This window comes from Rhizobium sp. YAF28, from assembly GCF_052113285.1.
GTDB lineage: Bacteria > Pseudomonadota > Alphaproteobacteria > Rhizobiales > Rhizobiaceae > Rhizobium.
Genome location: NZ_JBFRCX010000005.1, coordinates 260,789 through 281,254, shown reverse-complemented (window position 1 = coordinate 281,254; position 20,466 = coordinate 260,789). Strand labels below are relative to the sequence as shown.

General features: G+C 61.1%; 21 protein-coding genes. 7 read left to right on the top strand and 14 right to left on the bottom strand.

Annotated features, from left to right (window positions below; genetic code table 11):
- Positions 1–19: 19 nt before the first annotated feature.
- Both AB4Z13_RS13770 and AB4Z13_RS13765 read right to left on the bottom strand, forming a co-directional pair.
- Positions 20–328: an AzlD family protein gene (locus AB4Z13_RS13770; protein ID WP_442206174.1), complete on the bottom strand. Its 309-nt coding sequence runs from the start codon at positions 326–328 to the stop codon at positions 20–22.
- A gap of 1 nt (position 329) precedes the next feature.
- The gene (locus tag AB4Z13_RS13765; protein WP_442206173.1) at positions 330–1,061 is read right to left on the bottom strand and encodes an AzlC family ABC transporter permease; all 732 of its coding nucleotides are present in this window, start codon (positions 1,059–1,061) and stop codon (positions 330–332) included.
- A 134-nt stretch (positions 1,062–1,195) separates the two neighbouring features.
- On the opposite strand from AB4Z13_RS13765, the gene AB4Z13_RS13760 reads away from it, so the two are divergent.
- Complete coding sequence (locus AB4Z13_RS13760; RefSeq protein WP_439015921.1) at positions 1,196–1,447, top strand: DUF2164 domain-containing protein; 252 nt, start codon at positions 1,196–1,198, stop codon at positions 1,445–1,447.
- Here the strand turns inward: AB4Z13_RS13760 and pncA are convergent, their stop codons facing one another.
- From pncA to AB4Z13_RS13735, 5 genes are all read right to left on the bottom strand, one after another.
- Entirely contained in the window at positions 1,448–2,074 is a 627-nt protein-coding gene (pncA, locus tag AB4Z13_RS13755) for a bifunctional nicotinamidase/pyrazinamidase (RefSeq protein ID WP_113324952.1), read from the bottom strand.
- Between the two features lie 207 nt (positions 2,075–2,281).
- Positions 2,282–2,791 carry a GNAT family N-acetyltransferase gene (locus AB4Z13_RS13750; protein WP_113324953.1) on the bottom strand — a complete coding sequence of 170 codons (510 nt, stop codon included), beginning with the start codon at positions 2,789–2,791 and terminating at the stop codon, positions 2,282–2,284.
- Positions 2,788–3,129, bottom strand: a complete 342-nt coding sequence (locus AB4Z13_RS13745) for a hypothetical protein (RefSeq protein WP_113324954.1) — start codon at positions 3,127–3,129, stop codon at positions 2,788–2,790. The genes AB4Z13_RS13750 and AB4Z13_RS13745 overlap by 4 nt, the downstream gene beginning before the upstream one ends.
- Positions 3,130–3,265: 136 nt before the next feature.
- Entirely contained in the window at positions 3,266–3,763 is a 498-nt protein-coding gene (locus AB4Z13_RS13740) for a hypothetical protein (protein ID WP_442206172.1), read from the bottom strand.
- Between the two features lie 161 nt (positions 3,764–3,924).
- Positions 3,925–6,417 carry an ATP-dependent helicase gene (locus AB4Z13_RS13735; protein ID WP_439015916.1) on the bottom strand — a complete coding sequence of 831 codons (2,493 nt, stop codon included), beginning with the start codon at positions 6,415–6,417 and terminating at the stop codon, positions 3,925–3,927.
- Between the two features lie 172 nt (positions 6,418–6,589).
- Between AB4Z13_RS13735 and AB4Z13_RS13730 the strand changes: the two genes are divergently transcribed.
- Positions 6,590–6,859 carry a hypothetical protein gene (locus AB4Z13_RS13730; RefSeq protein WP_442206171.1) on the top strand — a complete coding sequence of 90 codons (270 nt, stop codon included), beginning with the start codon at positions 6,590–6,592 and terminating at the stop codon, positions 6,857–6,859.
- Between the two features lie 9 nt (positions 6,860–6,868).
- Here AB4Z13_RS13730 and AB4Z13_RS13725 read toward each other — a convergent pair whose 3' ends face one another.
- From AB4Z13_RS13725 to AB4Z13_RS13695, 7 genes are all read right to left on the bottom strand, one after another.
- Positions 6,869–7,546 (bottom strand): YoaK family protein, encoded by a 678-nt coding sequence (locus AB4Z13_RS13725; RefSeq protein WP_442206170.1) that lies wholly within the window; start codon positions 7,544–7,546, stop codon positions 6,869–6,871.
- 27 nt (positions 7,547–7,573) lie between these two features.
- Complete coding sequence (locus AB4Z13_RS13720; protein WP_439015913.1) at positions 7,574–8,455, bottom strand: glyoxalase; 882 nt, start codon at positions 8,453–8,455, stop codon at positions 7,574–7,576.
- 40 nt (positions 8,456–8,495) lie between these two features.
- Positions 8,496–9,317, bottom strand: a complete 822-nt coding sequence (locus tag AB4Z13_RS13715) for an alpha/beta fold hydrolase (RefSeq protein ID WP_442206169.1) — start codon at positions 9,315–9,317, stop codon at positions 8,496–8,498.
- A 129-nt stretch (positions 9,318–9,446) separates the two neighbouring features.
- Positions 9,447–9,875, bottom strand: a complete 429-nt coding sequence (locus tag AB4Z13_RS13710) for a DoxX family protein (RefSeq protein WP_439015911.1) — start codon at positions 9,873–9,875, stop codon at positions 9,447–9,449.
- Between the two features lie 11 nt (positions 9,876–9,886).
- Entirely contained in the window at positions 9,887–11,773 is a 1,887-nt protein-coding gene (locus AB4Z13_RS13705) for an amidohydrolase (RefSeq protein WP_439015910.1), read from the bottom strand.
- A gap of 28 nt (positions 11,774–11,801) precedes the next feature.
- Positions 11,802–12,071, bottom strand: coding sequence for a XapX domain-containing protein (locus AB4Z13_RS13700; RefSeq protein ID WP_007814401.1), 270 nt, complete (start codon positions 12,069–12,071; stop codon positions 11,802–11,804).
- 69 nt (positions 12,072–12,140) lie between these two features.
- Entirely contained in the window at positions 12,141–12,830 is a 690-nt protein-coding gene (locus AB4Z13_RS13695; RefSeq protein ID WP_442206168.1) for a hydrolase, read from the bottom strand.
- Positions 12,831–13,162: 332 nt separating this feature from the next.
- On the opposite strand from AB4Z13_RS13695, the gene AB4Z13_RS13690 reads away from it, so the two are divergent.
- From AB4Z13_RS13690 to AB4Z13_RS13670, 5 genes are all read left to right on the top strand, one after another.
- The gene (locus tag AB4Z13_RS13690) at positions 13,163–13,645 is read left to right on the top strand and encodes a VOC family protein (RefSeq protein ID WP_439015909.1); all 483 of its coding nucleotides are present in this window, start codon (positions 13,163–13,165) and stop codon (positions 13,643–13,645) included.
- 188 nt (positions 13,646–13,833) lie between these two features.
- On the top strand, positions 13,834–14,622 hold the full coding sequence (locus AB4Z13_RS13685; protein ID WP_113325520.1) for a helix-turn-helix domain-containing protein: 789 nt from the start codon (positions 13,834–13,836) through the stop codon (positions 14,620–14,622).
- A 193-nt stretch (positions 14,623–14,815) separates the two neighbouring features.
- Positions 14,816–16,021: an efflux RND transporter periplasmic adaptor subunit gene (locus AB4Z13_RS13680; protein ID WP_113325515.1), complete on the top strand. Its 1,206-nt coding sequence runs from the start codon at positions 14,816–14,818 to the stop codon at positions 16,019–16,021.
- Positions 16,018–19,173 (top strand): efflux RND transporter permease subunit, encoded by a 3,156-nt coding sequence (locus tag AB4Z13_RS13675; RefSeq protein ID WP_113325514.1) that lies wholly within the window; start codon positions 16,018–16,020, stop codon positions 19,171–19,173. Before AB4Z13_RS13680 ends, AB4Z13_RS13675 begins: the two co-directional genes overlap by 4 nt.
- A gap of 283 nt (positions 19,174–19,456) precedes the next feature.
- On the top strand, positions 19,457–20,455 hold the full coding sequence (locus AB4Z13_RS13670) for a flagellin N-terminal helical domain-containing protein (RefSeq protein WP_113325513.1): 999 nt from the start codon (positions 19,457–19,459) through the stop codon (positions 20,453–20,455).
- The last annotated feature ends 11 nt before the right edge of the window (positions 20,456–20,466 follow it).

Below are 20,466 nucleotides of genomic sequence, written 5' to 3'. Positions count from 1 at the left end.
CGGCTATCCGGCCTTCGGTTCAGAGGCCGATCGTGTGTCGCCAGGTCATCACGATGATCCAGGCGGCCACGAGCATCCAGGTGTGCGAGAAGCGCAGACCGATGATGAGGGCGATTGCGAGCGCCAGTTTCGAATCCCAACCACCGATGAAGAAGGCAGGTGCGACGAGCGTCGTCAGGACCGCGGCCGGCACGGCATTCAATGCCGCCTCCATGCGCGGTGGGATGCGCTTCATCTTAGTGATCATGACGTAGCCGCCGATGCGGGTCGCGAAGGTCGCGGCTGCGGCGGCCAGAATCACGAGAGCCATGTGGAGATCGAACTGCATCTCAGACCTCGTGGTTTTCGGTGTTGAGGGCGTCGACTTCGAGATCCGGCTCCTCCGCGGGAAGGGGTAAGAGGGCGGCAAGCAGGATGCCGGCCGCAGCACCGAGGCTCACATGCCAGGGGGAACCCACGAAATGATAGGCGATGACCGAGGCGACGGCGCTCGTCAGCGCCACAGCCAGGAAGTTGTCACGCTTGCGGAAGCCGAGCACGATAGCGAGGAAATAGGCCGGCAGCAGGATATCGAGGCCGATCGTCTTCGGATCGCCAATGAGGGATCCGAGCATGCCGCCGATCAGGCTGATCATGACCCAGGGAATGTAAATGATGATGCCGAAGCCGAGATACCAGGTGAAGGTAACGGGCTGACCTGCCTCACCGCGTCTGACGGTCTCGGCAAATTGCGGATCGACCAGCAGGAAGAAGGTGAAGAACTTCTGGATCGCCGTGAAATGCCTGATGTAGCGGGCAATCGCTGCCGAATAGAGCACGTGGCGGAAGTTGACCGCGAGGATCGACAGCACGATCACCCAAGCCTGCACATTGTGGCCGAAAAGCTCGATGCCGACCAGCTGACTGGCGCCGGCATAGACGGTGGCGCTCATGAAGGTGAGTTCGGAGAGCGACATGCCCTGCTCGGCGGCAAGTGCGCCGAACAGTGCTCCGAAGGGGGCAGAAGCGAGCGCCACGGCAAAGCCGCCCCGCAAACCTTCGACAAAGTCGGCGCGATTCATGGGATTAGGTCCTGTTGGAATTGAAATTTCCCTCTATGGTGTCTCACCTGCTGCGGCAATTGAATTTCCTTGATTCACCAATCGATTTTGCTGAAGCGTTACCGGTTTACGTCACCGGCAAGGCGAGGGAGACAATGAAAAAGATCGAATTTACAAAAGAGGAAAAAGCGGAAATCGTTTCGCGCATCCGGCAATATTTCGACCGCGAACTCGATCCGATCGGCGCGCTGCCGGCGGAATTCCTGCTCGACTTCTTCTCCGAGCATATCGGACCCTATTTCTATAATCGCGGCTTGAGGGATGCCCACGCCGCCTTCCTGAAGAAGATGGAGGATTTCGGAGAGGAGATCTATCTCTTGGAGCGCGAGGGCGAGAAAAACGGCTGATTAGGCAGCCAGAATATCGGCGCTGTTGACGATCTCAATGCCGTTCTGGCGCATCTCGTCGATGGCCGCGGCGACACCTTCGGGCGTTATGCCCCGGCTCGCGTCCTCGATGAAGCGGACCTTGACGCCAGGGATCAGCTCCAGCGCATCGAGCGCAGAGAATTTTACGCAATAATCCGTCGCAAGCCCGCAGACGTCGAGTTCGGTGACGCCCTGATCCACCAGGAAATCGGCAAGGCCGGTCACGGCATACTGATCGTTGTCGCGGAAGGCGGAGTAGCTGTCGACGTTCTTGTTTTCGCCCTTCTGCTGGATGAGATCGATTTGGGCAGCGTGGAGCTCGGGGTGCAGCTCGGCGTCGCGCGTATATTGCACGCAGTGATCCGGCCACAACATCTGCGGCTTGCCGGAGAGTTCGCCCATTTCGAAAGGGTTCTTGTCGGGATGGGAGGAGGCGAAGCTTCCGTGGTCCGCCGGGTGCCAGTCCTGTGAGGCGACTATGAGATCGTATTTGCCGCTGTCGATGAGGCTGTTGGCGACGGGAACGACTTCATGGCCATCCAGAACCGGCAGGTTGCCTCCGGGACAGAAGCCATTCTGAATATCGACCAGCAGCAACGCCTTCATCAAGCTATCCCTTACGCATTCCGCGTCGCAAAATGCCGACCAGTGCCAGCACAATCAACTAGTGGATTTCCGGGGGGCAGGGCGCAAGTGCTATTTCTCGTATCGAGAGTGGCAAATGGCTGCATCAACGTATTTTTCTGTTGCCGTTCGCGTTATACGCGAAAGCGGCAAGTATTTCGCGTTTTATATTAGGGTTTATGCATGCAGCTATGGAGCCGGATGCCTGAAGACCAGATCATCGGCATCACCCTCCTGGCGCGCCGCCTTTATATCCGGCACGGCGCCCAGCCGCTCCGCGAGCCGGATCGACCTCACATTGGGAGGAGCGATATAGCTCACCAGCGTCTTCAGGCCACGCACCGTAAAGGCCCAGTCGCGCAAGGCAACGGCTGCCTCATAGGCGTAACCCTTGCCCTCGGCTTGCGAATAGACCAGCCAGCCTAGTTCCTTCTCGGGAAAAAGCGGACCGTGATTGATGCCGACCTGGCCGAGGCATTGTCCCGTGGCGCGATCCTCCATCATCAGGGCGCCGTGGCCCATCAGCTCCCATAAGGCGACGTCATGGCAGAACATGCCCCAGGCAGCCTTAGTCGAATGCGGACCGCCCATATAGAGCGCGCGATCGGAGATCATCAGCGCATGATAATCCGGCCAGTCTTCCATCACGGGAGGTCGAAGGATCAGGCGCTCGGTTTGAAGTGTTGGTATAACCGTCATCGGATGTCTCTTGTGTCGCTGGATCTGGCGTCGTTGGATCTGGTTCGAAGATATGCGGCTATCGCATCGGCGGTTCGAACCGACGCCCCGTGAATTGCACCGTTAACAGGTCCCAGCCCCATGTTTATGACGGTGATGTCGTCCAGATAAGCCGCTACGGCCTCCTGTGAGGCGCTCTGAAGAATGATGCCAGCGGCGTGGAGGAGATAGGAATCATATTCATCGGCTGCAGCAGTACGCCAGGCCGGATCGTCTGTTTGCCTGATACCAACAGGATCCCAATGATCCCACCCGATCTGGCGCAAGACGTTCATTTCGATTGTTGAATGATCAGTCATGCCGGCAACCTCTCCGATAAATCAAGCCAGCACAAGCGGCTAGCGAAGGGAGGTTGTCTCTGCGATTGAGGAAAGCGCATTGCCTGTTCAGCGAGGCTCCCCCGGCGGAGCCTCATTGCATCAGGCCGTCTGGTCGCTATCGCCGGTGGGCGACGGGCGAGGTGCCATAGGTCGTCTGGTATGCGCGAAGTGCGGTCTGCATGTCGGTGAGGACCTTGGCCATCAGGCCGCTGTCATCATCGTCACCGCCGGCCGCGGCAATTTTCTGCGGATCGGCGGCAAGAATTTCCGACGTTGTGAGCTTGCCATCGCCATTCGTATCAAGGGCAGAGAGTGCGCCCTTGGAGCCGTCACCCTTGGCATCGGTGCCAGACTGGCTGTCACTGTCATCGGTCTTCTGAAGCGAGAGCATGAGCGCCAGAATATCGGCTGCGATCTTCTGGACGACATCGGAGCCGGAGGAATCGTCATCGCCGGCGGACGTGGTACTGGCGGTCGAGGCGCTGGCTGTTGAGGATTGGGAAGCGGCGGCGAGCTCGTCTGCCGAGACGACGCCGTCACCGTTCTTGTCGAGTGGGTTGAGGGGGGCTTGATACTGGGTCAGCGTGCTGCCCAGGGCTGAAACACTGGTCACTTGAACCTCCTTTGAAGGTCTTGTGAAGCCTGCCTTTCATGGGCGGGCAATGACCGGGCTAGGCTGATTTGCGAGTCGGGTCAAAGCGGCGTTTTGTCATCTGGAGAAGCGCGTGCGGCTGGGCCTGTGATTCCTGGCGAAGCGCCAAGGCAGTGGAGCGGTCAGACCCGCTCCACAAACCCGTCGAGCACACGCTTCTGGCCGGCGCGGTCGAAGTCGATCGTCAGCTTGTTGCCTTCGATGCCTGATATGGAGCCGTTGCCGAACTTGATGTGGAAGACGCGGTCGCCGAGTGCGAAGCGCGAGGGTTCCGTAGAGGTGGATTTCGCCACCAGTTCGCCTTCGATGGTGCGGCCGCGCGGGCCGCTTTCACCGTAGCCGATGCGCTCCACGGCATGGCCGGAGCGGCTGCCCCAGTTGTCGCGGGTGGCGTCGGTCTTGTTTTGCTGGGCGCGTTTCCAGCCGGGCGTGGAATAGGAATTGGAGAAGGGATCGGCCTTGTCGAAGCGCGACTGGCCATAACCGCCGCCGCGGCCGTAGCCACCGTAATTCTGCTCCATCTCGGCGACTTCCACATGGGTCTCCGGCAGTTCGTCGAGGAAGCGCGAGGGAATGGTCGATTGCCAGAGACCGTGGATGCGGCGGTTGGAGACGAACCAGATGTGGCAGCGGTGTTTGGCGCGGGTGATGCCGACATAGGCAAGGCGACGTTCTTCTTCGAGGCCGGCGCGGCCGGATTCATCGAGGGAGCGCTGATGCGGGAAGAGGCCTTCCTCCCAGCCGGGCAGGAAGACGGTGTCGAACTCCAGGCCCTTGGCCGAATGCAGCGTCATGATGGAGACGGCATCGAGATTTTCGTTCGTCTCGGCATCCATGACAAGCGAGACGTGCTCCAGGAACCCCCGCAAGGATTCGAAGCTATCCATGGAGCGGATGAGTTCCTTGAGGTTTTCGAGGCGACCCGGCGCTTCCGCGCTCTTGTCGTTCTTCCACATATCGGTATAGCCGGACTCTTCGAGGATCTGCTCGGCAAGCTCGGTATGTGGTGTGTTTTCAAGCAGTTCCTGCCAGCGGCGGAAAGATTGAATCACATCGAAGAGGGCCTTGCGGGCCTTGGGCTTAAGTTCGTCCGTCTCGATCATATCGGCGGCGGCCGCGAGCATCGGGATGTCGCGGGCGCGGGCATAATCGTGGAGTGCGCGCACCGTCGTATCACCGAGGCCGCGCTTCGGCGTGTTGATGATGCGCTCGAAGGCGAGATCGTCGGCCGGCTGGGCGACGAGACGGAAATAGGCCATGGCATCGCGGATTTCGAGGCGCTCGTAGAAGCGCGGGCCGCCGATGACGCGGTAGTTCAGGCCGAGTGTCACGAACCGATCTTCGAATTCGCGCATCTGGAAGGAGGCGCGCACGAGGATCGCCATGTCGTTCAGCAGATGCTTCTTTCCGTCGGCATCGCCGCGCTGCAGGCGCTCGATCTCCTCGCCGATGGCACGCGCCTCTTCCTCCGAATCCCAGGAAGCGTGGACCTGCACCTTGACGTCGTCAGGATCGGAGCGATCGGTGAAAAGCGTCTTGCCGAGGCGGCCTTCATTGTGGGTGATGAGATGGGCGGCAGCACCGAGGATATGGGCCGTCGAGCGGTAATTGCGCTCAAGCTTGATGACCTTGGCGCCTGGAAAATCCTTTTCGAAGCGCAGGATATTGTCTACTTCCGCACCACGCCAGCCATAGATCGACTGGTCGTCGTCGCCGACGCAGCAGACATTCTGCGGCTCGCCCTTGGGGCGCTGGGCGAGAAGCCGCAGCCACATATATTGGGCGGTGTTGGTGTCCTGATACTCGTCTACGAGGATGAAGCGGAACTTCTGGTGATATTCCTTGAGCAGGTCCGGCTGTTTGCGGAATATCGCGATCGGATGCATCAGGAGATCGCCGAAGTCGCAGGCGTTCAGCGTCGAGAGGCGGTTCTGATAGGCGAAGTAGAGATCGCGGCCGCGGCCATTGGCGAAGGCGCGAGCGTCTCCCTCCGGAATATCGGCGGGGCCGAGACCTTTGTTCTTCCAGGTATCGATCATGCCGGCGAATTGCTTGGCCGGCCAGCGCTTGTCATCAAGGCCTTCGGCCTGGATGATCTGCTTGATGAGGCGGATCACATCGTCGGTATCGAGGATGGTGAAATCGGAACGCAGGCCGACGAGTTCGGCGTGGCGGCGCAGGAGCTTGACGCCGATCGAGTGGAAAGTGCCGAGCCAGGGCATGCCTTCGACGGCGCCGCCGACGAGAAGCGCGATACGCTCCTTCATCTCGCGGGCGGCCTTGTTGGTGAAGGTCACGGCGAGGATCTGCGAGGGGAAGGCGCGGCCGGTCTGAAGGATATGGGCAATGCGGGTGGTGAGTACGCGCGTCTTGCCCGTGCCTGCGCCCGCGAGCACGAGGACGGGGCCTTCGAGTGTCTCGACGGCTTCGCGCTGTTCCGGGTTGAGACCGCTGAGATAATCGGGGCGACCGCCATCGCGGGCCGCCATGGCGCGGGCAGCAATGCCGCCGCCGGCAGCGGGCGCCCTTGCGGGAGCAGCGGGCTGTTGCGGCTTGCGCGGCGCATCGCCCGGTTCTTCGTCGAAGAAGGGCATATCGTCGAAACTATTGCTCATGGCGCGTAATGTAGTGATTCGGGAAGGAAAGACCAGAAAAGATGTTCTGCTTTCATTCCCAGCGGCTGCGCTATCCTCAGCCGGTTTATTTGCCTGGTCGGGAAGCCTGCCCAGGAGTTGTGGTCCTCCTGGAGCTCAACTATGGTCTCGCGCCAACCATTGGGAGAGCCATATGCACGTCATCGCCATTCTTGCCAATCTGATCCTGCTGATCATCGTTGCTGCGCTGATCGCGGGGAACGGTTTGCCGCACAGTGGCGAGGGCCTCGGATTCTTTGTCGCTGCCATTGTGGCTCCCGTGTTGAGCACGATTGCCTTGCTGCGCCGCAATGGGTCGATTTCCGAACTCGTTTCGCTTGAGATCCGGGCGCGCAAGGCCACGCTGAGGCAACGTATTGCCGAGGCAGAGGCAAAGGCGGCCGGCAACGGCATCGGCCGCTAAGGGCTGCTCTCAAGCGGCCTGCGGGCCGGCAAAAGCCAAGTAGACCGAAACCAGCGCAAAGAGCGGCGGCAGGGCCAAGCACCAGACGCCAATGGTCGCAAAGAGCAAGGCGGCAAGGCCGCAGCCGAGGGCGAAGGCGAAAACGGCGACCGTCAAGCGCGACAGGCGCCCTTTCACGGTCTTTGTCTGATCGCCGAGGCTGCCATGGGCGAGGTCGCCGAGATCGATCATGATCTGCGTCGTCGTGCCGGTCATCAGCGTGCTCGGCGGTGAGGCGCCGAGATGGATGCGGTGAGCGGCGTTCTGGATCGCCATGGCGATGACGAGCAGCATGCCGGTCGCGACCAGCGGCAGGCCATCCGGATTGGTAAAGGGCGCAAGCCAGATGGCGCAGGCGCCGCCGGCAATCAGGAAGAGAAGCTTGATCACGAGCAGGATGCGCAAGCCCTTCTCATCGCCTGGCGGCACATTGTGGGTGAGGTAGCGCAGCAGAAGGATCGTCAGGCAGAACACCGGCAGCGCCAGCAACTTGGCGATGATGCCAGACGTGCCGTGAGTGAGCGCTGCGCCAAGCGTCACGAAGTTGCCGGTGACATGGGCGGGGAAGAGGCCGCCAAGCGCCAGGAAGCCGGCTGTATCAACATAGCCGCCGGTCAGGCTCAGGAGCACGGGCAGGGCTGGGCGCATTGTTTTTTCCTCTATGAATTCGTTTGCCTAGTGTGCCGCGACGGCGTGGATTTCGGCAATATAGCCGCCCGGGAATTCCACCATGGCGGCGCGGCGATCGCCGGACTGGTAGGGTTCGACGAGAATTTCAGCGCCGCTCTCCTTGGCTTTTTGAAGCGTCGCGTCAAGATCGGCGGTCTCGTAGCCAGTCATTTCGCGACCATAGGGGAAAGGCAGCTGGCCATCGGTGACGAGCACGGTCATGCGGCCGAAGACGGATTCGATGCGCAGGCGGTGAAAGGCCTTGTCCGGCAGGCCAATCTCGGTGCCGGGCGCCTTCTCATCGTCGGAGACGACCTTGCCATGCGAGAAGGCGAGAAAGGCATGGGTGAAGGCGGCCACGCGGTCGACGGACACGTAGACGCGGTTTTCCGGGATGGTCGTGAAGGCCGGATAGTTTGGCGTGGTCGTGTGCCAATAGAGCTGCATGTTGACACCGCCCGGCCACTGGATGACGGCATCGCGGCCGATCGGATCCGGGAAGGCGGAGACAATGACGTCGGCGCCGGCAGCCTTTGCCGCGGCTATGGCCTTGTCGAGATCGGTGACGAGATAGCCTGATCGTTCGGCGCCGAAGGGGTAGGGGATCGGCGTCTCGAAGCCGAAGAGCGAGATAGTACCGACGGGCGTCTGCAGAAGCTGCGACGTCGTGCTGCTCGGCGTCGGCGTAACGGTTGCCGTTACCTGCTTGGTGCTGGTGCCGCCGAAAGTTGCGAGGAAGCTTTTGGCGAAGGCGTCCACGTCGCCAGGAGCGACATAGACATGGGTCGTATCATATTGCGCGCCGACGCCGAATTGCGGCGAGGCGGCATAGGCCGGGGCACCGGCTAGGCCGAGAAGGGCAACAAGGGCTAACGATAGACGAAGCATTGCGTGATCTCCTTCGGCCTGGCCGGCCGCTACTCCCGGTTTACGCCTTGATGAAGGCGAGAACGTCGGCGTTGAACTTGTCGGCTTCGGTCTGGGCGAGGCCATGCGGGGCGCCCGGATAGACCTTCAGCGTGCCGTTCTTCAGAAGCTTGATGCCCTTTTCGGCGGCAGCCTGGATCGGCACGATCTGGTCGGCATCGCCATGGATGAGGAGCGCCGGAACGTCGATCTTCTTCAGGTCGTCGCTGTAATCGACCTCGGAGAATTCGCGGATGCAATCGTAGTGGCCTTTGATGCCTCCGGCCATGCCCATCAGCCAGAAGGTTTCGCGCAGGCCTTCATTGACCTTGGCGCCATCGCGGTTGAAGCCGTAGAAGGGCATGGTGAGGTCGCGGTAGAACTGCGAGCGGTCGCCGGCCGTGCCCTTGCGGATGCCGTCGAAGACTTCGATCGGCAAGCCTTCGGGATTGGCAGGCGTCTTCAGCATCAGCGGCGGAACGGCGCCGACGAGCACGACCTTGGCGACGCGGCTGGTGCCATGGCGGCCGATATAATGGGCGACTTCGCCGCCGCCGGTGGAATGGCCGATCATGATGAGGTTCTTCAGATCGAGCTTCTCGATGAGCTCGGCGAGGTCATCGGCATACTGGTCCATATTGTTGCCGTTCCACGGCTGCGAGGACTTGCCGTGGCCGCGGCGGTCGTGGGCGATGACGCGGTAGCCCTGCTGGGCGAAATAGAGCATCTGCACTTCCCATGCGTCGCTCGAGAGCGGCCAACCGTGGGAGAAGAGGATCGGCTGGCCATTGCCCCAATCCTGATAGTAAATCGTCGTTCCGTCTTTGGTTGTGATCGTCGGCATTGAACTTGTCCTATGCTGAGGTTGGCAGGATCTACGCCCTGGGGGCGGATGGTTTGCACCGCGGTGCTGACAGGGTCAGGAAGCATTTTTGCAATGGTCAGCGGAAGTGATGCTTAGGTGCAGGTTGCCCTATGCTTTTTCCCTGAGATCGAGCCAGGCGACGAGCAGAAAACCGCCGACGAGGCCCAGATGTTCGAAGAAGGAATTGGCGGCCATGAAGCGTTCCATTCCATCAGGCAATTCCCAGAAACGCAGGGCGAGGAAGGTGGCCATCAGTGTGAAGCCACCGAGGGCGAGTGCGCCCAGCCAACGGAAAAAGCCGGTAAGAATCATGAGTGAGGCGACAAGCTCCAGGATGATGACGAATACCGCAAAGAGCGGGGCAGGCGAGAGACCGAAATGCGTCATCTCACCGATCGCGGCCGGAAAGTCCGTGAGCTTGTTGAGGCCGCCCTGCAGATAGGCGGCGCAGAGGCCGAGGTAGGCGATGAAGCGCATGAAGGCGGCGCCGAAAAGAGGGCGGGCGAGGGACGCAAATTGGATTTCAAGGGCATGCATGGCATCGATCCTCAGACGGCCCAGCAGGCGCAGCCGAGCGCACCCCAGAAGCTCTTGAGATCGGAGACCGGTGCCTTCGAACCCCAGGCATTGGCGTGGGCATGGCCGTGGACATTGCAATCATTGGCGCAGCCGCAGGCGGAAATCAGGTGGCGGCGCAACGAGTTCTTGCCGGCGCCCTCAGGCTCACCCCAGGCGGCATATCCACCGAAGGCGCGTACCGGCGACCAGTCCGGCATGGCGGGCGGAACCGGGTTATCATCGAGCTCGGCGAAGTGGCCCGCGCCATAGACGATCTTGCCGCCGACCATGGTCAGCTCCGACGTAAGGAAGGATATTTCCTCTTCGGCGCAGGCAAAGAAATCCTTGTCCGGCACGATGAGATCGGCGAACTGGCCTTTCTCGATGCGGCCCTTCTTGCCTTCCTCGTTGGAGAACCAGGTGACGTTTTCGGTCCACATGCGCAGCGCCGTTTCGCGGTCCAGGCAGTTCCGGCGCGGATAGATCGCCATGCCGCCGACGGTGCGGCCCGTGATCATCCAGGAGAGCGACACCCAGGGATTATAGGAGGCAACGCGGGTGGCATCGGTGCCGGCGGAAACCTTGACGCCTTTTTCCAGCATGCGGGCGACGGGTGGGGTGGCCTCGGCAGCCCCCACGCCGTAGCGCTCGACGAAATATTCGCCCTGATAGGCCATGCGGTGCTGCACGGCGATGCCGCCGCCGAGTGCGGCGATACGGTCGATCGACTGTTCGGAAATCGTCTCTGCATGGTCGAAGAACCAGTTGAGGCCTTCGAGCGGGATATCCTGATTGACTTTCTCGAAGACGTCGAGCGCGCGGCTGATCGTCTCGTCATAGGTGGCGTGCAGGCGCCAGGGCCAGCGGTTTTCGGCGAGTACGCGCACGACCTCTTCCAGCTCGCCTTCCATTTCCGGCGGCATATCGGGGCGCGGCTGGCGGAAATCCTCGAAATCGGCAGCGGAAAAGACCAGCATTTCGCCGGCGCCGTTGTGGCGGAAGTAATCTGTGCCCTGCTTGTATTTCACCGAAGCCGTCCAGTTCAGGAAGTCTTCCTTCTCCTGCTTGGGCTTCTGGGTGAAGAGATTATAGGCGAGGCGGACGGTCATCTGGCCGTCATCGGCAAGCTTCTGGATGACGGCATAGTCATCTGGATAGTTCTGGAAGCCGCCGCCGGCATCGATGACGCCTGTTACGCCGAGGCGGTTCAGCTCGCGCATGAAGTGGCGGGTGGAATTGACCTGATAGTCGAAGGGCAGTTTCGGACCCTTGGCGAGCGTCGAATAGAGAATACCGGCATTCGGTTTGGCAAGCAGCAGGCCGGTCGGGTTGCCTTGGGCATCGCGGGTGATCTCGCCACCGGGCGGGTTTGGCGTGTCCTTGGTATAGCCGACGGCGCGAAGGGCTGCGCCATTCAGCAGGGCACGATCATAGAGATGCAGGATGAAGACCGGGGTGTCGGGCGCAACCGCGTTGATCTCGTCGATGGTCGGCAGGCGCTTCTCGGTGAACTGATGCTCGGTGAAACCGCCGACGATTCGCACCCATTGCGGTGCAGGTGTGATCGCCACCTGGCGCTTCAGCATGTTCATCGCGTCTGCGAGCGAGCGCACGCCATCCCAGCGCAGCTCCATGTTGAAGTTCAGACCGCCCCTGACGACGTGCGTGTGGTTATCGATGAGGCCGGGAAGGACACGTTTGCCCTTGAGATCGACCACCTTGGTGTCCGGCCCCTTGAGCGCCATGATCTCGGCATCGTGGCCGACGGCGAGGAACCTGCCGTCCTTGACGGCAACGGCGCTGGCGGTCGGATTGGAGCGGTCGAGCGTGGTGATCAGCCCGTGATGCAGGATGAGGTCGGCGGTTGCGTTTTCCATAATCTTCGTCCTCGAGCGAGAGCAGGTATCAGACCTTGTCGGAAGGCTTGATGTCGGCGGGATTTGTGCCCTTGGGCAAATGGCCGAACATGTGTGGCTTGATCTGATGCAGCCACGAGACTGCGGCCGGCTCTTTGTTGATAATCGTCTTGGCGAAGGGAATGATCTGTTCGCCGACAAGGATGCCCAGCAGACCGACAAGCGCGATCACAGGAGGAGCCGGCGAACGAACGTTCAGGAGGCTGTAGACGATGCCAACGAGAAGGCCGGCGCCGAGGGAGAGGAGATAGATTTTCATTTGAGGCCTCGATTTATTTCGGCATGCAGCAACGGGGAAGCGGCGATGAAGCCGCTCCCTCGAGAGAACTCACTTGGCCGGGTTCGGGCCAATGCGCTTGCCATGCGTGACGCGCTCGGGTGCCTTGTGGACATGGGTATAGGCGTAATCGACGCCCATGCCGTAAGCGCCGGAATGTTCCTTCACGATGGTGGTGACGGCCTCATAGGTTTCGCGACGGGCCCAGTCGCGCTGCCATTCCAGCAGCACCTGCTGCCAGGTGACGGGAACGCAGCCAGCCTGGACCATGCGGTCCATGGCGTATTTGTGGGCATCGCCGGATGTGCCGCCCGAGGCATCGGCGACCATGTAGATCTCGTAATCGGTGTCGTGCATGCAGGAGAGTGCAAAGGTGGTGTTGCAGACTTCGGTCCAGAGGCCTGACACGACGACCTTCTTGCGGCCGTTGGCGGCGTTCTTCGCTAGCGCGTCGCGAACGTTCTGATCGTCCCAGGAGTTCATCGAGGAGCGTTCGAGAATTGTGTTTTCGGGGAAGACAGCGAGCAGTTCCGGATAGGTGTGGCCCGAGAAGGCTTCGGTCTCGACCGTGGTGATGGTGGTCGGCACCTTGAAGGTTTTGGCAGCCTTGGCGAGGCCGACGACGTTGTTCTTCAGCGTCTGGCGGTCGATGGACTGGACACCGAAGGCCATCTGCGGCTGCTGGTCGATGAAGATCAGCTGGCTGTTCTGCGGCGTGAGGACTTCAAGATATCTGGACATTGGTCGTTCTCCCTGGTCATGAGGCCTTAAAGGCAAGAAACGTGTTGCCGACATGCGTCCATGGAGGGCGTCGGTCGGCATCGCTTCCCCGCAAGAGCGAGGCCGCGTATTGCCGCGAACCTACTTGGCAAAAACCAATTCCGATTGTTTGTTCTCACCCTCTTTTGTCGAAAATTGCCCTGACCTGCAGGGCCGTGTTGAGGCTTCGGAAAACCGAAAAACGGGAGGCCGAAAAAGAAGGCCGATAAAATTCTCGTACTCGCTGTCGGGACGGGCACGGCTCACACGTCTTAGCCATGAACGGAGACCAACAGACCAAAGGAGGACGTTTCATGGTCAAGGTCATTTCACATCTCTGGTTTGCAGAAAGCGCTCGCGAGGCGGTCGAATTCTATGTCTCGCTGGTGCCCAATTCCGCTATCGGCGAGATCACCACCGTGCCGGCGGAGACACCGAGCGGCCCTCCGGGCAGCGTCGAGATCGTCCAGTTTACGCTCGGCGGCCAGAATTTCGTCGCCATGCGGGCCGGACCATTCGAACCGTTCAACCATGCCTACTCCGTGCAGGTCATCTGCGAAGATCAGGCGGAGGTCGACCGCATTTGGGATGGCTTCCTTGCCAACGGGGGCACGGCAGAACAATGCGGCTGGCTCAGGGATCGCTGGGGTCTTTCCTGGCAGATCGTGCCCAAGGCGCTGACCGAGATGATGAGCGGTACGCGCAAGGGTAATGCCAAGAAGATGACCGAGGCGATGCTGCAGATGGTCAAGCTCGACATCGCCACGCTTGAGAAGGCGTTTCAGGAAGCCGCCTGATCTTTCGGGAAACGGTATGACGGACGGCAGTCTCGGGAAGGAGGCTGCCGTTTCGATTCCGTCAGTGGTTTTTGAGGGGAAATCATGTAATTGTGATGGCGGGAGGCAATTCGAAAACGGGGGTGATTGAATTGGCGTCTCGGCCAAAGATTTCATTGCTTCAAGCCGGTGCGGTCTCGATCGTGCGCATGCGCAGCAATAGCGTCGACCATGACGAAAGCGGGCCGATTCCCCAGGCGGAGGCTTTCAGCGTCATCGCCCAGTTGAAACCTTTCGACAATCATCGCCTCTGGCGCAGCGGCAAGCTCGTCCATGACGGCGGCCATCCGGCAGGCGCGCTGGCGATCACCGATCTTGGGGAAGAATGGCGCTGCCATCATCGCTCCTCCTTCGATAATATGCGCTTCAATATATCCCGGCAGGGGCTTTCCGATTTCAGCTACGAGGCAGGACGCTCGGGGTTTGACGGGCTCGATTGCGGGCAGGGGCAGCTCGATCCTGTTGTGCAGGGGCTTGCCATGGCGCTGCTGCCGGCACTCAGCCAGCCGGCATATGCGAGCGCGCTCTTCATCGATCACATTCTCCTGGCGCTGCAGGCGCACCTGGTGACGCGTTACGGCAAGGTCAATCTGCCTGCAGAGCGTAGCGGCGGACTTTCAGGGCGCCAGCTCAACATGGCGACGGCGTTCCTCGCATCGCTGACGGCGCGGGAGGCGACGATATCGGATGTCGCGGCGCAATGCGGGCTTTCGACCAGCTATTTCATCCGCGCCTTCAAGAAATCGACGGGCCGCACGCCGCATCGCTGGCTGATGGAATATCGGGCGGAGAAGGCGCGGCAGATGCTGCTGGGCACGGCTTCCATCGCCGAGATCGCCGTCGCCTGCGGCTTTGCCGACCAGAGCCATCTCACGCGTATCTTCACCGCACTCAACGGAGTTTCGCCCGGAACATGGCGGCGGGAGCGGCGTATTTAGCTTCGCTCAAGTAAAAGTGACTGGACGGGTTATTTTCAAAACTTGCTGACATTACAAATCCGTAATGACGGGTGGTTACGCTTGCTGCTGGCCGGGGGAAGGTGCGATATTGTCGCACCAGGCGGGACTTGTCGTCCCGTACGCCTCTTTCGACCGACCCTGGACGTAACCTCGAGTCCCTCCGGAGACGTGAATGCCCTTTTGGAAGCAATTTGCATTTTGCATCGTCGTCATTTTGGCCGGCTTTGCCGCGTGGGTTTACTTTGTGCCCGGCGCCGGCGAGACGATGCGTAATGCCGGTATTCCTGACAATATCGTCTCCATGATCGCACCCAAGGGTGAGGAAGCAGCCGATGCCGGCGCTCAGGCACAGGGTGGGCAAGGTCAGGGTGCTCAGGGGCAAGGGCAGGGCCGTCGGAATGGCGGCGGACGCAATGCTGCCGTACTTGTCGTCACCCAGGCCGTAGTGCAGGGCGTCGTTAACGACCGGCTGAATGCGATCGGCACAGGTGATGCGATCCGCTCCGTTGCGGTCACGCCGCAGGCGACGGGCACGATCCGCGAAATCCTCATCAAATCAGGCGATATGGTCAAGCAGGGCCAGGTTCTCGCCAAGCTCGACAGCGAAGAGCAGGTGATTGCCCAGGGGCAGGCACAGGTGGCGCTGAACAGTGCGCTTGAGAAGTCCAACCTCTATCACAGCATCAAGTCCAGCGTTTCGCGCATGGACGTCTTCGATTCCGAGATCGCCGAGCAGAATGCGCGGCTGCAGCTGCAGGCTGCCGAGCTCAATCTTACGCGCCGCAACATCGTGGCGCCGATCGACGGCATCGTCGGCATCGTGCCCGTCAATATCGGCGACAATGTCACGACCTCGACGCCGATCGTAACACTGGACGACCGCACTGAAATCCTCGTCGACTACTGGGTGCCGGAGCGTTTCGCCAATACCGTTTCCGTCGGCCAGACGGTCGAGGCAACGTCTGTGGCGCGGCCGGGCAAGGTCTTCTCTGGCGTGCTGGAAGCGGTCGACAACCGCATCGATTCGGCAAGCCGCACGCTGCGTCTGCGGGGGCGGATCGACAACGGCTCGGACGAACTGCGCGCTGGTATGTCCTTCGCCGTCAGCATGAAGTTTGCCGGCGATAAATATCCGGCCGTCAACCCGCTCTCTGTGCAGTGGGATGCTCAGGGCTCCTTCGTCTGGCAGGTGACCGACGACAAGTCGCACAAGGTGCGGGTCACGGTCGTGCAGCGCAATCCAGATTATGTGCTTGTTAAGGGCGAGCTGAAGGACGGCGATCTGATCGTCACACAGGGCCTGCAGCGCGTGCGCGAGAACGGCGCGGTGCGGGTGGCAACCGATGTCGCCTCCAACGACAAGGTCGCCGCCCAATGAGCGTGACCGAGATCCACCACGGCAAACCGGAATCCAACAAGGCGACCTTCACCGCGCTTTTCGTGCGGCGGCCGATCCTGGCGCTGGTCTTCAATACGCTGATGGTGGTGGCGGGCCTTGCGGCCTATGTGGGCGTCGAAGTGCGCGAGCTGCCCGATGTCGACCGGCCGGTCGTGACCGTGCGCACCACCTTCGACGGCGCTTCGCCGCAGACGATCGACCAGGAACTGACCAAGGTCATCGAAGGCGCGGTCGCGCGTGTCAGCGGTCTCAAGTCCATCTCTTCCAGCTCGCAGTTCGGCCAGAGCCGTGTGACGCTGGAATTTTCCGATTCCATCGATCTCGCCGTTGCCGCCAACGACGTGCGCGACGCGATCGGCCGTATTGCCCAGAACCTGCCCGACGAGGCGGATGCGCCGCAGATCGTCAAGGCGGATTCGGATTCTTCGGCGATCATGCGCCTCGCGGTGACGTCGGACACGCTCAACATGGACGACCTGACGTTGCTTGTCGAAAACGAGGTGGTCGATCGCCTGGCCTCCGTCGATGGCGTGGCCGATGTCGAAGAATACGGCGATCAGGAAAAGGTCTTCCGAGTCGACGTCGATCAGGGCGCGCTTGCAAGCCGCGGGCTGACCATCGGCGATCTCACCAAGGCGCTCGACAATGCCGCGCTCGACGTGCCGGCCGGTTCGCTGAAGAGCCCGATGCAGGATATCGTGGTGCGCGCCACCGCCAGCCTGCAGACACCCGAGGACTTCCAGAACGTCATCCTGCAACACAATGTGCGCCTGGGTGACGTTGCGACCGTGACGCTCGGGCCGCGCGACGGCGAGACAGCACTGCGTTCCAACGGCAAGCCTGGCATCGGTCTCGGCATCATCCGCCAGGCGCAGTCGAATACGCTGAATATTTCCACCGGCATTCACGCTGCTGTCGACCAACTTTCGAAGACGCTGCCGAAGGGCACGACGATCGCGATCACCAGCGACGACGCCGTCTTCATCGATGGCGCGATCCACGAAGTGGTGCTGGCGCTGCTTTTGTCGGCGGTCATCGTCACCGTCGTCATCTATCTCTTCCTGCGCGACTGGCGTGCGACGCTGATTCCCTCCGTTTCAATGCCGGTAGCGCTGATCGGCACGCTGGCGGCGATCTATATGGTCGGCTTCTCCATCAACATCCTGACGCTGCTGGCGATCGTTCTGGCGACCGGTCTCGTGGTCGACGACGCCATCGTCGTGCTCGAAAACATCGTGCGCCGCCGCTCCGAGGGCATGGGGCCGCGCGCGGCTGCCGTGCTCGGCACGCGTGAGGTGTTCTTCGCCGTCATCGCGACGACGGCGACACTTGCCGCCGTCTTCATTCCGCTATCCTTCCTGCCGGGGCAGGTGGGCGGCCTGTTCCGCGAGTTCGGCTTCGTGCTGGCCTTCTCGGTCGGTCTGTCGTCGATCGTGGCGCTGACGCTGTGTCCGATGCTCGCCTCGCGCATGCTGACCAAGCCGATGATCGAGGATCACGGGTTGCTCGGCCGTTTCGGCGAGGCTTTCGCCCGCGTCTATAAATGGGCGCTGCATGCCTGCCTGAATGCGCCTGTCGTCGTCATCGTCTTCTCCCTCATCTTCGGTGCCGCCGCCATTGTCGCCTTCGGGACGGTCAAGAGTGAGCTGACGCCGGAAGAAGACCGCGCCATGGTGCAGATGCGGCTGACGACGCCGCAGGGCTCCAGCCTCGAATATACGCGCGACAAGATGCAGCTCGTGGAGGAATACCTGCAGCCGCTCGTCGAAAGCGGCGACATCAGGAACATCTTCTCGATTTCCGGCCAGGGCGGCTCTTCCAACAGCGGCTTCATGGTGCTGACGCTGGCGCCCTGGGGCGAGCGTCATCGCACGCAGGCCGATATCGTCCGCGATATCAATCAGGCGGCCTTCAAGGTGCCGGCGCTGCGCGGCAACGCGATCTCGTCGAACAGCCTGCGTATCCGCGGCGCCGGCAGCGGGTTGCAGATGGCGCTGATTGGCAATGATCACGAGGCGCTGACGGCGGCTGCCGCCAAGCTGGTGCAGCAGCTCGATGCGAGCGGCCAGTACGACACGCCACGCCTGACCAACGAACCGTCGCAGGCACAGGTCTCCGTCGCCATCGACCGCGAGCGGGCCTCCGATCTTGGTATCGACATCACCGGGCTTTCGACCGCCATCCAGTCACTGCTCGAGGGACGTTCAGTGGTCGACGTCTTCGTCGGCGGCGAATCCTATCCGGTGCTCCTGACATCGACGATGCGGCCGATCGACGATCCGACCGATCTCGAAAACGTCTTCCTGAAGACCGGCGACGGCAAGATCGTGCCGATGTCGGTCATCGCCACGCTGAAGGAAGGCTCGGTCGCCCCGCAGCTCAGCCGTGAACAGCAGCTCGCCTCCGTGGCGATCACCGCCGGCCTGAAGGACGGCATGTCGCTCGGCGACGCTGTGAAGAACGTCACACAAATGGCAGCACCGCTCCTGCCGCCTGGTGCGCGCCTGCTGCCGCTCGCGGAAGCCGCGACACTGGAAGAGAATTCCAGCGGCATGGCGCTGACCTTCGGCTTTGCGATCGTCATCATTTTCCTGGTGCTGGCGGCACAGTTCGAAAGCGTGCTGTCGTCGCTGATCATCATGTCGACGGTGCCGCTCGGCCTTGCCTGCGCCGTCTTCGCGCTCATCATCACCGGCTCCAGCCTCAATATCTACAGTCAGATCGGTCTCGTGCTGCTTGTCGGCGTGATGGCGAAGAACGGCATCCTGATCGTGGAATTCGCCAATCAGCTGCGCGATCGCGGCGAGGATGTGCGCTCCTCCATCGAGAAGGCCTGTGCGCTTCGCCTGCGCCCGGTCATGATGACGATGATCGCGACCATTCTTGGGGGTGTTCCCTTGGTCTTTGCGCATGGCGCCGGTGCGGAAGCGCGCGTGGCGCTCGGCTGGGTCATCGTCGGCGGCCTTGGCTTTGCAACGCTGGTGACGCTGTTCATCACGCCCGTCGCCTATCTCCTGATTGCCCGCTTCGCCAAGCCGCATGCCCATGAGGAAGCGCGCCTGCACGAGGAAATGACGCATGCGACGCGTCCGAAGCCGAGCCCGGAAGAACAGCTTCAGGCTGCTGAGTAAGAGCGCGAACAAGCCTTTTTTAATACTTTCGGAAACGCCCGCCGGGTCTCTCCGGCGGGCGTTTTTATGGTGTATGAAGTCTTGTGAAATAAGATAAATTACTTCTGAACTTTAGCCGTTTTTTAAGCATAACCGGCAATGATTGCGATCAGTACCGGTCGGCCTTCCCCAGTTTTCCCGAGGGCCATTGCGCTGATTTTCCAGCGACGGCGGACATGAATGTTCGCTTGATTTCGGCACATCCTGTTCTGTTGCGTTCTGTTGTGTTTTTGGAGTTCGTACCGTGAGTATTTATCAGCGCACCTCCGTGGATGCGGCGCTTTATGTGCTGCGTGATATCAATCGAAATATGACGGTGACGCAGAACCATATCACGACGGGTCTGCGTGTTGAAAAATCCAGAGATAATGCCGCCTATTGGTCGGTCGCGACGACTGCGCGCCACGACAACAAGGCACTTTCCGCCGTTCAGGATGCTCTCGGCATGGCGGCTGCCACCATGGGAACGGCATCAGCCGGCGTCGACAGCGTCATCGACGTCGTCACCGAGATCAAGGCAAAGCTTGTCGCCGCAACCGAGCAGGGCGTCGACAAGACCAAGGTCGGTGAAGAACTCGAGCAGCTGAAGGCGCAGCTGCGCAGCGTTTCCGAGGGCGCAGGCTTCAACAACGACAACTGGATCATTCTCGACAATACCACGACGCCGACGCAGCCGCGTCAGATCCCGGCCTCCTTCATCCGTAATTCTGACGGTACGGTATCGGTCGGCATGTTGAGCTACCATATCGATATCCCGCCGAGCGGCGCGACCTCCTCCAAGGATGCACGCTATGTGATCGACGATCGGGCGGGCGGCACCGGCGAATATGGCGTGCTGACCTCCGCCTTCTTCGCAACCGAACTCGGCACCGCGCAGACCTGGGTGCTGACGAAAAGCAAGAACGGCAACACGGCCGGCCAGGTGGAAATCGGCCTGACGGCGAATACCAGCAAGCAGGACCTGAACGAAATGATCAGCGTCGTCGATGCGGCGCTCGGACAGTTGACGACCGTCGGCTCGGCCTTCGGCGCACTGGAAAAGCGCATCAGCTTGCAGGACGAATTCGCCAAGAACCTGTCCGACAACATCACCGAAGGCATTGGTCGCCTTGTCGATGCCAATATGGAGGAGGAATCGAGCAAGCTCAGGGCGCTGCAGACCCAGCAGCAGCTCGGTCTGCAATCACTGAATATTGCAAACGCGTCCTACGATAAGGTTCGTCAGCTCTTCCAGAACTTCTAAGTCCCGAAGCA

Excerpts from the sequence above, each read along its gene's own strand:
- AB4Z13_RS13770 (WP_442206174.1), bottom strand. The coding sequence starts at position 328 with ATGCAGTTCGATCTCCACATGGCTCTCGTGATTCTGGCCGCCGCAGCC.
- AB4Z13_RS13765 (WP_442206173.1), bottom strand. The coding sequence starts at position 1,061 with ATGAATCGCGCCGACTTTGTCGAAGGTTTGCGGGGCGGCTTTGCCGTG.
- AB4Z13_RS13760 (WP_439015921.1), top strand. The coding sequence starts at position 1,196 with ATGAAAAAGATCGAATTTACAAAAGAGGAAAAAGCGGAAATCGTTTCG.
- pncA (WP_113324952.1), bottom strand. The coding sequence starts at position 2,074 with ATGAAGGCGTTGCTGCTGGTCGATATTCAGAATGGCTTCTGTCCCGGA.
- AB4Z13_RS13750 (WP_113324953.1), bottom strand. The coding sequence starts at position 2,791 with ATGACGGTTATACCAACACTTCAAACCGAGCGCCTGATCCTTCGACCT.
- AB4Z13_RS13745 (WP_113324954.1), bottom strand. The coding sequence starts at position 3,129 with ATGACTGATCATTCAACAATCGAAATGAACGTCTTGCGCCAGATCGGG.
- AB4Z13_RS13735 (WP_439015916.1), bottom strand. The coding sequence starts at position 6,417 with ATGAGCAATAGTTTCGACGATATGCCCTTCTTCGACGAAGAACCGGGC.
- AB4Z13_RS13730 (WP_442206171.1), top strand. The coding sequence starts at position 6,590 with ATGCACGTCATCGCCATTCTTGCCAATCTGATCCTGCTGATCATCGTT.
- AB4Z13_RS13725 (WP_442206170.1), bottom strand. The coding sequence starts at position 7,546 with ATGCGCCCAGCCCTGCCCGTGCTCCTGAGCCTGACCGGCGGCTATGTT.
- AB4Z13_RS13720 (WP_439015913.1), bottom strand. The coding sequence starts at position 8,455 with ATGCTTCGTCTATCGTTAGCCCTTGTTGCCCTTCTCGGCCTAGCCGGT.
- AB4Z13_RS13715 (WP_442206169.1), bottom strand. The coding sequence starts at position 9,317 with ATGCCGACGATCACAACCAAAGACGGAACGACGATTTACTATCAGGAT.
- AB4Z13_RS13710 (WP_439015911.1), bottom strand. The coding sequence starts at position 9,875 with ATGCATGCCCTTGAAATCCAATTTGCGTCCCTCGCCCGCCCTCTTTTC.
- AB4Z13_RS13705 (WP_439015910.1), bottom strand. The coding sequence starts at position 11,773 with ATGGAAAACGCAACCGCCGACCTCATCCTGCATCACGGGCTGATCACC.
- AB4Z13_RS13700 (WP_007814401.1), bottom strand. The coding sequence starts at position 12,071 with ATGAAAATCTATCTCCTCTCCCTCGGCGCCGGCCTTCTCGTTGGCATC.
- AB4Z13_RS13695 (WP_442206168.1), bottom strand. The coding sequence starts at position 12,830 with ATGTCCAGATATCTTGAAGTCCTCACGCCGCAGAACAGCCAGCTGATC.
- AB4Z13_RS13690 (WP_439015909.1), top strand. The coding sequence starts at position 13,163 with ATGGTCAAGGTCATTTCACATCTCTGGTTTGCAGAAAGCGCTCGCGAG.
- AB4Z13_RS13685 (WP_113325520.1), top strand. The coding sequence starts at position 13,834 with ATGCGCAGCAATAGCGTCGACCATGACGAAAGCGGGCCGATTCCCCAG.
- AB4Z13_RS13680 (WP_113325515.1), top strand. The coding sequence starts at position 14,816 with ATGCCCTTTTGGAAGCAATTTGCATTTTGCATCGTCGTCATTTTGGCC.
- AB4Z13_RS13675 (WP_113325514.1), top strand. The coding sequence starts at position 16,018 with ATGAGCGTGACCGAGATCCACCACGGCAAACCGGAATCCAACAAGGCG.